This window comes from uncultured Campylobacter sp. (assembly GCF_937959485.1).
Classification (GTDB): domain Bacteria; phylum Campylobacterota; class Campylobacteria; order Campylobacterales; family Campylobacteraceae; genus Campylobacter_B.
The window spans coordinates 34523-47336 of sequence record NZ_CALGPY010000012.1; the positions used below are offsets into that span (position 1 = coordinate 34523).

Annotated in this window: 10 protein-coding genes; 2 read left to right on the top strand and 8 right to left on the bottom strand. The window is 48.1% G+C overall.

Annotation, left to right across the window (positions count from 1 at the left end; genetic code table 11):
* Positions 1-15 precede the first annotated feature (15 nt).
* Genes Q0380_RS07625 through Q0380_RS07645 form a run of 5 tightly spaced genes read right to left on the bottom strand, consistent with a single transcriptional unit; the run spans position 16 to position 4253 of the window.
* Entirely contained in the window at positions 16-1137 is a 1122-nt protein-coding gene (locus Q0380_RS07625; RefSeq protein ID WP_298962186.1) for a CCA tRNA nucleotidyltransferase, read from the bottom strand.
* Complete coding sequence (locus tag Q0380_RS07630; RefSeq protein WP_298962189.1) at positions 1097-2446, bottom strand: hypothetical protein; 1350 nt, start codon at positions 2444-2446, stop codon at positions 1097-1099. Before Q0380_RS07630 ends, Q0380_RS07625 begins: the two co-directional genes overlap by 41 nt.
* Entirely contained in the window at positions 2439-2681 is a 243-nt protein-coding gene (locus tag Q0380_RS07635; protein WP_298962191.1) for a hypothetical protein, read from the bottom strand. Before Q0380_RS07635 ends, Q0380_RS07630 begins: the two co-directional genes overlap by 8 nt.
* A 9-nt stretch (positions 2682-2690) precedes the next feature.
* The gene (gene leuB, locus Q0380_RS07640; protein ID WP_298962195.1) at positions 2691-3761 is read right to left on the bottom strand and encodes a 3-isopropylmalate dehydrogenase; all 1071 of its coding nucleotides are present in this window, start codon (positions 3759-3761) and stop codon (positions 2691-2693) included.
* A gap of 9 nt (positions 3762-3770) precedes the next feature.
* The gene (locus Q0380_RS07645; RefSeq protein WP_297913507.1) at positions 3771-4253 is read right to left on the bottom strand and encodes a 3-isopropylmalate dehydratase small subunit; all 483 of its coding nucleotides are present in this window, start codon (positions 4251-4253) and stop codon (positions 3771-3773) included.
* Between the two features lie 406 nt (positions 4254-4659).
* Between Q0380_RS07645 and rpoD the strand changes: the two genes are divergently transcribed.
* Positions 4660-6540, top strand: a complete 1881-nt coding sequence (gene rpoD / locus Q0380_RS07650) for an RNA polymerase sigma factor RpoD (RefSeq protein WP_298962202.1) — start codon at positions 4660-4662, stop codon at positions 6538-6540.
* A 1074-nt stretch (positions 6541-7614) separates the two neighbouring features.
* Here the strand turns inward: rpoD and Q0380_RS07655 are convergent.
* Together Q0380_RS07655 and Q0380_RS07660 are read right to left on the bottom strand one after the other, a co-directional pair.
* The gene (locus Q0380_RS07655; RefSeq protein WP_298962204.1) at positions 7615-9063 is read right to left on the bottom strand and encodes a DKNYY domain-containing protein; all 1449 of its coding nucleotides are present in this window, start codon (positions 9061-9063) and stop codon (positions 7615-7617) included.
* Between the two features lie 183 nt (positions 9064-9246).
* The gene (locus tag Q0380_RS07660) at positions 9247-10488 is read right to left on the bottom strand and encodes a uracil-xanthine permease family protein (protein ID WP_298962207.1); all 1242 of its coding nucleotides are present in this window, start codon (positions 10486-10488) and stop codon (positions 9247-9249) included.
* A gap of 458 nt (positions 10489-10946) precedes the next feature.
* Between Q0380_RS07660 and Q0380_RS07665 the strand changes: the two genes are divergently transcribed.
* Complete coding sequence (locus Q0380_RS07665) at positions 10947-11312, top strand: hypothetical protein (RefSeq protein ID WP_298962210.1); 366 nt, start codon at positions 10947-10949, stop codon at positions 11310-11312.
* Between the two features lie 61 nt (positions 11313-11373).
* On the opposite strand, the gene Q0380_RS07670 is transcribed toward Q0380_RS07665, so the two are convergent.
* A complete protein-coding gene (locus tag Q0380_RS07670; RefSeq protein ID WP_298962707.1) occupies positions 11374-12267 on the bottom strand; it encodes an NAD(P)H-dependent glycerol-3-phosphate dehydrogenase in 894 nt (297 codons plus the stop codon).
* Between the last annotated feature and the right edge of the window lie 547 nt (positions 12268-12814).

The following is a 12814-nucleotide window of genomic DNA, read 5'->3' on the forward strand; positions in this document are numbered from 1 at the left end:
AAAATCTCTCTAAATTTACGCTTTTAAAGCCGCTACAAACGCCCTAATCTCCGCTTCTTGCAGCCTCTCAATCTCCTTGCCGATCGCAGCGCCGCGCAGGTTGCGAGCGACATCCGCAGCGCAAATCAAGCTCTTAAATTTCTTATCCCAAATCCCAAGCCGCTTTGATGCTTGCATCCTACCTTTATCATACAGCCCGAGCCACTGCTTAAGCGGCATTTTTAGAGCGATTTTGCATAGCTGCTCGTCGCTTACCCGCTTAAAAAACGGCTCGCTAAGTAGCCTTTTATAAAGAGAATTTAGCCCTAAATTCTTTAAAATTTTATTTTTATCTAATCCTAAAAAATTCAAAAACGCGTATAAAAAAAACATTTCATTTCTCACGAAAGATTCGCCGTGCTCTATGAATTTTATCAGCCGCTCGTGCGCGCGCGGATCAATCCGCAATCCAAAAACCCGCTCATAAAGCCCTAGCTCTTGCATTAGCATCATCCCATATCGGTGCGCAGGTGCACGGAAAAATTTAATCAGCTCCGCTTTAACGCGCTCGCAACTAAGATCGCTAACGTCGATGCCGTGCATAAGTTCTAAGGTGCGAGGCTCGGCGCGAAGCTCAAATCTCGCAGCAAACTGCACTGCGCGATACACGCGCAAGCTATCCTCCACGAAAGTGTGCGGATCAACCACTCGCAAAATCCTCGCATGCAAATCCGCAAGCCCGCCGTAAAAATCGAGCACTTTGCCGCTTATAGCGTCTATCATCATCGCATTGATCGTAAAATCGCGCCGCCTGCTAGCCTCATGTTCATCCGTAGCCAAAGCGACACTGAAGCCCTTGTGTCCGATGCCCGTCTTGCTCTCGGTGCGCGGAAGCGAGATGTCGAAATTTTTATATTTATAGACGAAGTAGCTTTTGCCGACGCCCTGTGCGCCGAAGTCTTGCATAATTTGCTCGAAGCGGTGCGGACCCACATCGTAAAGCTCCACATCCACATCAGCACTCGCCCGACCTAAAAAATGATCGCGCACGCAGCCGCCCACCAGATAGATGCGTGAGCTAAATTTTTTAAGATAATCTAAAAGCGCGATAAAATCGTCATTTTGATAGATTTTCAAGTCGGTTTTCGATACTTGCAAGCAAAAATTCCATAAATTTTAAATTTAGCTCCACACGCGCGTTCAAATCGCCCTTCTCAAAAGCGTTCAGCCCCTCAAAAAGCACTAAAATTCGCTCTTTTATTGCGCTCAAAAACTCCGCTTCGCTTGAAATTTTAAAATCTGTATTTGCGAGATATTTTGATTTATCGCCCGCTTGTCTCGCGGCCCCGAGATGTCGCGCTTCCTCTGGCTGGCGCACGGCGGAATTTTGAGCACCATAAGAGGCAAAACTTTCCGCTTGCATATCCTGTGCGGCAGAATTGCGAAGCTGCGGCGTGGCGAGCTCATCACCTCGCACCCCAGGCGTCGTAAAATTCTGTGGCTGTGAAACGAAATTTTGCTGCTGCGCGGCAGCATTGCGGATATTTAGTGCGGCGGAATTTTGAGCTTGAAGCGACGCAAAATCCTGCTTTTTAGAATACGCCGTACCGAAATAATCGTCAACTTCGTTTTCTTTGAAATCAGAGCCAGACCCAAAATCGTCATTGCTTAGCTCCTTAAAATGCGCGCCTAAAATACGAGGCGTCAAATCTTGCTCACTTTGGGAGTCGTCATTCGTAGAATTTAGCGCTAATTCAAAATCTTTACTTTCGGCAGAGCTTCGCGGTATGCTTGTGTCCCTGCTTTGCGGCGAAACAAACCCATTCATATCGCTGCCTAGACTATCGTAAATTTCGCCTGCGATGCCCGATAAATCACGAAAGCTTTCGTCAAATTTTGCGGCGGAGCTTTTTAAAATTTTATCGTTTGCAAAGGTTGAATTTGCGGAATTTTTGCCGCTTGCAGAAGCAGAATTTTTAAAATTCTCTCCGTTTGGGGAGGCGGAAGCCGCAGAATTTTGACCGCCTGTAAGATCAGAATTTTTAAAATTCTCCTCGCTGGAAAAAGTAAAATTTTCATCTTTTACAGCAGATTTTTTTAAAGTAGCGTCCGCTGCAAATTCTGCGCTGCTAGGCGCAGAGCTCTTACTCGCCATGGAATTTGAATGATCGAAGGCGGAATTTAAAGCGTCCGATGAAACAAAGCGCGAAGTGAAATTTTTAGTATCTAAGGAAGTGAAATTTTGCGCGTTTGATGAAGCGATATCCGGCGCAGATGCGGAATTTAAGGTGCTAGATGCAATAGGATCTGGCGTAAAAGAAGCGGGGCTTAAAGCATCCTGCGCTTCTGCTTCAGCGCTGTTTGCATTTGTAACCCCCTCTTGCTGCGCCGTCAAATCTTGCGCGCGCTTTTGTGCTTTCATCTCATTTACCGCTTCGATGATATCTTCCAGTTCATTTTCATACATCAATTAGCCACCTCTTAAATTCCGCTTGTTTGCGCGCATCTATGCTAAAAAAGCGCTCTAACATCGCCATATTGACGCCTGAGCTTACCCGATGATTTAAATTTAGCCGCGCAAAAAGCACCGCTGCATCGCCATCTTGCGGATTATCGCGTAAAATACTGCGACAAATCCGCATTGCGCCGTAGATATCGCCTTTTTTCTCAAGCTCCATAGCGTATGCTAGCGCACCATTCAAAGCTAGCTCCTAAGCCTTAGCCGCGTAATCTGCGATGATCGAGCCGATCTCTGCGGTCGAGCAAATTTCTTTGGCGTCGTACTGCGCTATATCCTTAGTGCGGTATCCGTCGCGAAGCACAGCGCGCACGGCGCTTTCGATCGCGGCTGCGGCCTCATTTTCGCCGAATGCGTATTTCAGCATCATCGCAGCGCTTAAGATCGTAGCGATCGGGTTTGCGATACCCTGCCCCGCGATGTCGGGCGCGCTGCCGTGGATCGGCTCGTAGATGCCTACCTTACCGCCGATACTCGCACTCGGAAGCAATCCGATCGAGCCGCAGATCATGCTCGCCTCATCGCTTAAAATATCGCCGAACAAATTCTCCGTCAAAATCACATCAAACTGCGCAGGCGCCCGCACGAGCTGCATTGCGGCGTTATCAACGTACATAAACTCCAAATTTATCCCCGCATAATCTTTGGCTAGCTCGCTTACGACCTCGCGCCACAGCTGGCTTGTTTCAAGCACGTTGGCCTTATCCACGAGCGTTATCTTTTTGTTTCGCAAAAGCGCAGCCTCAAAGGCAACTTTTGCGACGCGCTCGATCTCGGCGGCGTTGTAGCACATCGTATTTAGCGCATCCTTTTCGTTTTTTGCGCGCGGCTGCCCGAAATAAATCCCGCCCGTAAGCTCGCGCACCACCATTATATCGACGCCTTTGATGATCTCCGGTTTTAGCGTCGAAGCGTTTATCAGCTCATCAAAAATCATCGCAGGGCGCAGGTTTGCAAACGCTCCAAGCTCTTTGCGAATTTTCAGTAGCCCGCTTTCGGGGCGCAGTTCGCGCGGCAGGCCGTCCCATTTCGCGCCACCGATCGCACCGAAAAGCACCGCGTCGCTTGATTTAGCGGCATTTAGCGTCTCATCCGGAAGCGGAACGCCCATAATATCGATCGCCGCGCCGCCCATCAAGCGATAGTCAAAATTTAGCTCAAAATTAAATTTATGGCTTACGGCATCCAGGACCTTGATCGCTTCTTCGATGATCTCAGGGCCGATTCCATCGCCTTTTATCACGCATACGTCGTATTTTTTCATCCAAATTCCTTACAAGTTTATCTTTGTTTTTGCGTAATTTATCGCTCCGCCCGCGTCAAGTAGCTTTTGCATAAACTCCGGTATCGCGCCGAATTTATACTCAGTTTTTTGAGTTAAATTTTTAATTACGCCGCCCTTTAGATCGATGCTAAGCTCGTCGCCCTGCGCGATCTTATCCGTCTCGTCGCATTCGAGGATCAAAAAGCCCGTATTGAAGCTGTTTCGATAAAAAATCCTAGCGAAGTTTTTTGCGATCACGCATGAAATTCCAGCAGCCTTAAGCGCCATCGGAGCGTGCTCTCGCGAGCTGCCGCAGCCGAAATTTTTCCCCGCTACGATGATATCGCCGCGAGCTATTTTGGACGAAAAATCCCTGTCCGCATCCTCCATGATGTGCGTCGCAAGCACCGCTGCGTCGGAGGTATTTAGGTAGCGCGCCGCGATAATGATGTCGGTGTCGATATCGTCGCCGAATTTCCATACTTTTGCCATATTTCCGCCTTAAATTTTAAAATAGATGCGCGATTTTACCGACAAATTTATTAAAATCCGCTCAATCGCTCCGATATGAGGGTGGAATTCCTCACTTAAAATTTAGGGCTAAATTTAAACGCAAGAGCGCAGAGATAGGAAGTACGTAGGCGTTAAATTTTAAATCGGCGGCATAAAGGATACGGAATTTTGGCGCATCGGTTTTACATTTAGGTAGTGCGAAATTTAGAGAGTAATCTTAAATTTAGCTAAAAATATAACCTAAATTTTAAAATTTAGCCCAATTTCTAGAATTTGAAAAATCATTAAATTTAGATGGTTCGCGCCGTATATAAGCAAAAATAAAGAGCGTTTCGGTATAATCCAATTTTCCAAAACCAAATACACAACGACACAAGGAGATTTTATGGCGAGCCCAAAAGACGCCTTAAGCCCCATCGAGCAATTTTTCGACGATAATCAAAAAAGCTACATCACCTACGAAAGACTGATAAAATTTTTCGACAAAGCCCCCACTGCGACGGCCGTTAAGAAGGTCGAAGCGCTTACGAAAAAATTCGACGTCGAGCTGATCTCCGCCGCAGAAATCTCTAAAATCAAAAATTTAGAGGACGCAAAACTCAAAGAAGCGACGCAAAAAAAGCTGCTGGATGAGGGCTGGGACGAGGAGTTTGATCTATCCAGCGACGTCGAGCTTTTGGAGTGGAGCCGTTCGGACAGCCCTGTGCGGATGTATCTGCGCGAAATGGGACAGATCCCGCTGCTGACGAAAGAAGAGGAGATCGAGATCAGCAAAAAAATTGAGCTCGGCGAGGACATCATCATCGACGCGTTTTGCTCGGTGCCGTACTTAATAGACTTTATTTTAGACTATAAAGAGCCGCTTATCAACCGCGAGCGCCGCGTAAAGGAACTTTTCAAGAGCTTTGACGACAGCGACGAAGAGGGTGAAGAGGAGGACGAAGAGGAACTATCGGAGGAGGATTACGACGACGAGGAGGATGAGGAAAGTGCGGACGAGGCGAAGCAAAGGCGCTCTAGAAAGAACGATAAGCGCGCTCTAAAGGTCATCGAAAGCTTCAAGGCTCTTGAAAAAGCCAAAAAGGACTGGATGAAATTTGCCGAGAAAAACGCCGAGGCGATTAAGCAGAGCAAGGGAATTTTATCGAAGCTAAACTTGGCGTTTAAAAAGAAAATTTTAAAAGAAAAGCTCATGGATCTGGGGCCTACGAGCAAGCTCATCACCGAGATCGTAAAATCGATGGAGACCGCGCTAAAAAGCGACGAGGGCTTTGAGAAGGAGCTCAAACGCCTAGAATATAAGCTACCGATGTTTAGCGCCGAACTGCGCGAAAATCACAAAAAAATTCTAAAAGAGATCACGAGGCTTAGCAAAGACGACATCATCGCGCGCGTGCCGGAAGCTACGATGGTCTCGACCTATGTCGATATAAAAAAGCTCTTTTTGACAAAAGAAGCTAGCAAAAAAAGCTTCAACCTCGAGCCCGAGCGGCTGAAAGAAATTTTAGAGCAAATTAAGCGCGGCAAGCGCATCAGCGACAATGCAAAGGCACGCATGGCGAAGTCCAATCTGCGCCTGGTAGTCTCTATCGCTAAGCGCTACACCAACCGCGGGTTGCCGTTTTTAGACCTCATCCAGGAGGGCAATATCGGGCTTATGAAGGCGGTGGATAAATTTGAATACAAGCGCGGCTATAAATTTTCGACATACGCGACGTGGTGGATCCGCCAGGCGATCAGCCGCGCCATCGCCGATCAAGCGCGCACGATCCGCATCCCAATCCATATGATCGAGACGATAAATCGAATTAATAAAATCACGCGCAAATATATGCAAGAAGGCGGCAAGGAGCCCGATATCAACGTCATCGCGCAAGAAGTAGGCCTTAGCGTCGATAAAGTAAAGCAGGTCATCAAAATCACAAAGGAGCCGATCAGCCTAGAAGCGCCGATCGGAAACGAGGACGACGGTAAATTCGGCGATTTCGTCGAGGATAAAAGCTCGGTTTCGCCGATCGAGCAAATTTTAAAATCCGACCTAAAAGAGCAGATCGACGATATCTTAGAACAGCTCAACGATCGCGAGCGCACGGTGATCCGCATGAGATTCGGACTGCTTGACGACGAGAGCGACCGCACGCTCGAAGAGATCGGCAAAGAGCTCAACATCACTCGCGAGCGCGTCCGCCAGATCGAAAGCTCAGCGATCAAAAAGCTAAAGCACCCAAAAATCGGCCGCAAACTCAAAACCTATATCGAGAGCTAGAACAAAACGCCGATATAATTTACTCTTTTTACTCTTTGAACGCCCGGCAAATTCAAAAATCCATTAGATAACCGGGCTTTGACATCGATATGATTGATCCTGACGCACGACAAAAATTTAAATCCGCTAAGATCCAAGCCGAAGCCGTCAATAGTGTATTTTTAGTCTAAATTTATCAAATAGGACGCAAATCAAGGCACAGTAAAGTCCATCAGTGCTTAAAACCTCGATTTTTATGGGCTTAAGGTTTTAAGTCCGTAGGTTCCACAAACTCCAGCGGAGTAGATTTACACTGCAGATCGGCTATACCCAAGCGCTTCAGCGTTTTGTTTCAAACTCCAGCGGAGAGAATTTACATGTCATTTCTATTCCCATTTTGCGATTCTTCATCGTGGTTTCAAACTCTAGTGGAGGAAATTTACACCCCGCCATAGAAAGAAACATTGCAGATGTCAAAAAGTTTCAAACTCCAATGGAGGAAATTTACACTTTGTATTCTTTTGAAATACATAAGCGAATGATGCGTTTCAAACTCCAGCGGAGAGAATTTACACAGCGTTAGGAATTCTATTTTTCTAGGCTATGAATATTGAAGTTTATATTCCTGTTCCTTAAATTTATATAAGCGGCAAAGGCTGTTTAAAGTAAAACACCGTATTTGCGGTGTTTTGCAAATCTCAGCCAAAGCCTTATCGGTATATTTGCAAAATTCCAACCGCAAATTGATAGCGCGATTTAACGGCGCAAAAGTCGTTGCCGTTTTGCCGCGCTGTCATTCCGCCTCGCACTATCTAGCTAGCTTACTACGCGCTGATAAACCGGCAATTCGGCACCGGCAAACTTTTACACACGTTCAATCGCATCCCGCCGCCACGCTACCGTACCCACAATCACAGCGCCCATAAATTTTGCCGCATTGCCGTACCGATAACCGCAATACTATCTTAAATTTACTGCTCCGCCGCGTCGTCGTCTTACTCTTAAATTTACCTTCTGTAGCCAAGGGTGCGCTGGATAACACGACATCGGTATTTTTGTTTTGCTCTAAATTTACCTTCCGTCGCACCGCCAAATTTAGCCGCGTCGCAAGCTGCGTTTTCTAAGGTAGCTGTAAATCCAAGCTCCGAGCAATAAAACCGCCGCGAGGCAATACATATAAAAGGCCGCGCCGTTTTCATACTCCACGTCCTGCGCGGTAAAGACCGGCTGCGACATCTCTGGATTTCGCGCCGCCTCGTCCGCGATCTGCGCCATCACCTCATCATCATGCACGTCTAGCGTGATCTTTCGCAGATCGATGAAATTCGTCCGCTTATCCAGATGCCTGCCGCTGCGACCCGTGACATAAACGCTATGCGAGTAGAAATTTAGATAATAAAATCCCGCGTCGTCCTTAAACAGCCTTTCCGAGATCTGCCGCACGGCGCCTTTAAACGGATTGTCGCCCGCCCTTTTTAGCGCGCTTAGCCTGCTAGCGTCTCCGCCAAATTTATAATAAATGTACCAAAGAGCGTCCTTGAGCCGACCCTCAATGCCGCTGCCGCGCGGGCGATTTAAAATTTTATCCTTGCTTAGATAAAATATGCCGTTTTTGCTCGCAAACAGCATGTATTCTTGATGTCCGCTCTGAAAATTTAGCGGCGTATAGGGCTCGTTTGCGGGGTCAAATCTCTCGCCGTTCATAAGCACTGCGCCCGCCTTCGGATCGTAAAGAAACTCTATACCGGCGTTTGGCTCCACGAGATACATCTGCTCGCTAGGCGTTAAATTTAGCCTCTCGCCGTCCGCATAGACGCTGCGTCCGTCGCTTAGCCACCGATCGACCGGGCGAAAGTGCGCGGGCGAGCCTGGGCCGTCTTCGTATACGGTTTTTAGCCTTATCTGTTTTAGATTTTTTGCATCCGCACCCGCTAAAATTTCACCCTCGTAAAATACCCGCTCGCCGTCCGTGGCGACGTAAGGGCTCTCGGTCAGCGGCGAGATAGGCGCGCTAGTATCAAGTCTAGCGTATGGGTAGTTGTACTCCTGCGGCCATTTGGAGAGCCCGAACGCATGGAAAAATACTTTATAAATATAGCTTATAGCGCCGCCCGTGCGCTGCGTGACGTCCGAGCAAAAGTAGCTCACGCGTCCGTCGCTGTAGTAGCGAGAGCCGATCTTTTGCGTGCGAGCGGGATCCAGCCCCGACATCTTGCGAGCGCCGCAAAATACGCTACTAGCATCCATACCGACGTTTGCGTAGGAGTATCTGCCGGTATCAAGCGCGCGAAAACTCGCCGCGTCCGCGCCGCCCTCCAGCTCGTAAGGAGCGAGGTTCCAAGAGCGTAGATAAATTTTGCCGCTGATGTTGTAATAATCGCTGCCGCCGATCTTTTGTGCGTCCGCGGGCAGCTCGCGCGAGCTATCATACACCGATAACTCATAGATAAAAACGAGCGAGACGAAGAGCGGCACGAAAAGTACCGCAAATAGCAGCCTTAGCGCCTTTTTATCAAATTTGCTTAAATTATTCGTCTTTTTCATAAGGCAATTATATATCTTGCTAGTTTAAAACGTTTGAAATTTGAAAGCGTTTGCGGGGGAAATTTTAAAATTTAGGGCGTGGTAAATTTGATGGCGAAAACTGCGGGTAAATTTGACGGCAAAGTCCAAGCTCAAATTTACCCGCAACCGCGCGAAACGACGCAATCTCCGCGCAAATTTTACTTAGTAGCCGTCAAAATGCTTGGTCTTAGGTAGCACCAAATTTAACGTAATTCCGATGAGCGCGCCGAGTCCCACTCCGCTAAAACTCATCGCGCCAAAATCCAGCACCATGCCGCCGATCGCGCAGACGAAGATGAGCGCGACGATGATCATATTGCGCGGCTCGGCCAGATCCACGCTGTTTTTTATGAGCGTTTCCATGCCCACGCTAGCGATGATACCGAAAAGCAACAACATAATGCCGCCGATGACGGGAGCGGGGATCGTGGAGAGCGCGGCGCCGAGCTTACCCACAAAAGCTAGCAGTATCGCTGTAAGCGCGGCAAAGGTCATGATGGCGGGATTGTAGGCCTTCGTGATGCTGACCGCGCCCGTGACCTCGGAGTAGGTAGTGTTTGGCGGCCCGCCGAAGCAGCCTGCCAGCGACGTCGCGAGTCCGTCGCCAAGTAGCGTGCTTTTAAGCCCCGGGTTTTTGAGGAAATTTTCCTTCGTGACGTTGCTGATAGCAAGCATATCGCCGATGTGCTCGATCGCGGGCGCAATCGCGATAGGCACCATGTAGATCACGGCTTCGAGCTTAAAAACCGGTGCGGTGAAATTTGGCAGCGTAAACCACGGCGCAGTTAAAATCGGCGTAAAATCCACGATCCCGACAAACAGCGACGCGCAGTATCCCGCCGCGATGCCGCAAAGTATCGGCACAAGGCGCAGCATGCCGCGACCAAACATCATCACAACGATAACCGCCGAGAGCGAGATGAGCGCGATAGTAAGCGACTGTCCCTGCGTATAGAGCGCCTCTTTGCCCTTGCCCATGACCATATTTACGGCTGCTGGCGAGAGGATGAGACCGATCGTCATGATGACGGGACCGACGACTACGGGCGGTAAAATTTTGTGCAAAAATCCATCGCCTTTGAGCCTAATGAGCAGGCTCAAAACTACGTAAAAAAGCCCCGCCGCGATAACCCCGCTCATCGTTGCGGCGACGCCCCACTCTTTCACGCCGAAGCTTAGCGGCGCGATGAACGCGAAACTGGACGCGAGAAAGATCGGCGGGACGTGTTTACGCGTGATGAGCTGAAACAGCAGCGTGCCGATGCCCGCTGTAAACAGCGCCACGGACGTATCAAGCCCCGTTAAGATCGGCACCAGCACGAGCGCGCCAAACGCGACGAATAAAAACTGCACGCCGACGAGAGCGTCTTTGAACCTGAGATTGTAGCCTTCGTATTTTTCCATTTTTTCCTCTTTTATCTTTGCGGCTTGTCTTTTGAGCGCTTTTTGCGGAGTTTGCTAAAATTTTGCTCGGCAGACTACTCCGTCTAGCCTACGCAAAATTTTCGCTGCGCAACCCCAAAAATCATCTCAAAACAAGCATAGCGTTTTTGCGAAGCAAAATGTTTCTACAAAATACTTCGCCTTGGCTCCTGTATTAAAATTTATAATACACCGACATTCTGTAAAATTTTAACTCGCCGCAGTCGCGGACGAATAGTCCGCTCCTTTGCAAGCACTAAAAATTTATCGAAACTACATATCATCTGTCTTGAATATTTTCAAAATTTATGCCTTTCCGCCTTATTTTACCGCGAATTCCATCCAAAGCCCACGATTGCGCTCCTTTATTCGGCTCATTTCCGCCTCGTCTAAAGAAAAAATACCACGCCTTAATTTTTAAATCTGACACATCAAAAATTTTGACCTACCCAGTCGCAGACGGGCAGTCCGCTCCACCCTCCACTGCCGACCATCGGCGGCTGCAAGCAAAACGAAGCAATAGCGCTTCTAAACTACCTGCGATCCATCTTAAATGTTTTAAAATTTTACGACCTCGCTTTAAAATTTCGCGCTCAAGCTTAAAGCTAAATTTCAAATCAAAGCCGCTACGCCACATCATATACAAGCGCCATTTTGCTGCGATTTTGCGTCGTATCAGATGCGCGAAGCCGCAAGGCGAAAATCAAGCCCATAAAATTATCGGGCAAAGCCGCGTAAGCAGATCCAAACAAACAACGACCAAAATCCGCAAACCAGCAACTAAATTTCACAAACATAGCGGATAAATCAAAACTATACAGACCGAATTTACCACTAAAATTTAGCGAGAGAATTCCGTCGTACGGCTCATTTTTTGCGAAGCAGGTCTTTTAGACTCGCTCTTACGTCCTTGCCACGCAGAATTTGCGCGACCTCGGTAGCGATCGGAGCGTAGATCTTGTGCTTTGTCGCGATATTTACGACCGCTTCGGTTGTAGCCACACCCTCGGCGACCTCGCCCAACTCGCGCAGAATTTCTTCGAGCCCTTTGCCGCGCGCAAGCCCTAGTCCCACGCGATAGTTTCGCGATAGTGCGCTCGAGGCGGTCAAAAACAGATCGCCCACACCGCTTAAGCCCAAAAAAGTCTCGTCTCGCGCGCCGAAAAACTTGCCGAAGCGCGCGATCTCTACGATGCCGCGCGCGATCAAGCTCGCTCTAGCGTTATTTCCGAGCTCAAGTCCATCGCAAACACCGCTAGCTATGGCGATGACATTTTTATACGCGCCGCATACCTCTGCGCCGATGATATCGCCACTCGTATAGGTCTTGATGTAGGCAGGGAAGACGCTTGCGAAAAGTTCGGCTAGATTTTCGTTACACGAGCTTACGACGAGCGCACAAGGCAGCTTCTGCATAACTTCGGTGGCAAACGACGGACCTGATAGATAAGCGAGATTGCCGCGCGCGACATACGCTTCAAAAATTTCGTTCAAAAACCTGCCGCTTGCCGCGTCGATGCCCTTAGAAGCGACTAGAATTTTTTGATTTTTGTAGGTGAAATTTTGATCCAGCCACTGCGCGGTTTGCTGCGCTGCGAGCGCGAAAACGAGCGCTTCGCACTCCAATGCCTCGCTCACGCTTACAAAATGCGGAATTTGCCTTGGCGTGCGCGAAGTGATGACGCATTCGTTTTTCGCACTAAGCGCGTCAAAAAGCGCGCTACCCCATTTGCCAGCGCCTATAACCGCGATTTTCATTATGTTCCTTTTTAAAAATTTATTCGCAAATTTGCGGTTTTTCAAATTTCATTCTCTTGAAATTCCCGCTCTTTGAAAATTTAGCCCAAAAGCGCCGACATGAGCCTGCACAAACGCTAGCCGAAGCTACGCTTTAAAATTCACTTTTCGAAATTTCATCTCGTCAAAATTTCGTCTCGTTAAAATTCTGCACTTTTGAAATTTACTCAGCCAGAACTTCGCTTTTTTTAAAATTTACCTTACTAAAATTTCATACTTTTAAGTTTTTGCTCTTCCGTCAAAAAACACTTTCACAAAAGGCGCGGCAGTGAACGAATGAGAATTTTGAAACTTCATTATACGTTTTAAATTTCACTCGTGCATCGCCGAAGCAAATCAAATTTTTAAAAATTTTACTCAGACGCCCGATCGCAAATCGCGCTTTTAAATCCGCTTAAATCTATCAAGGCGTGCTTTGAGCCTAGATGATCTTGCGGTCTCGCTCACCACGTTATCGTTTGGCGCAAGGTTTGGGGCACGCGTATCCGACGCAGCGATTGATTAAATTTAG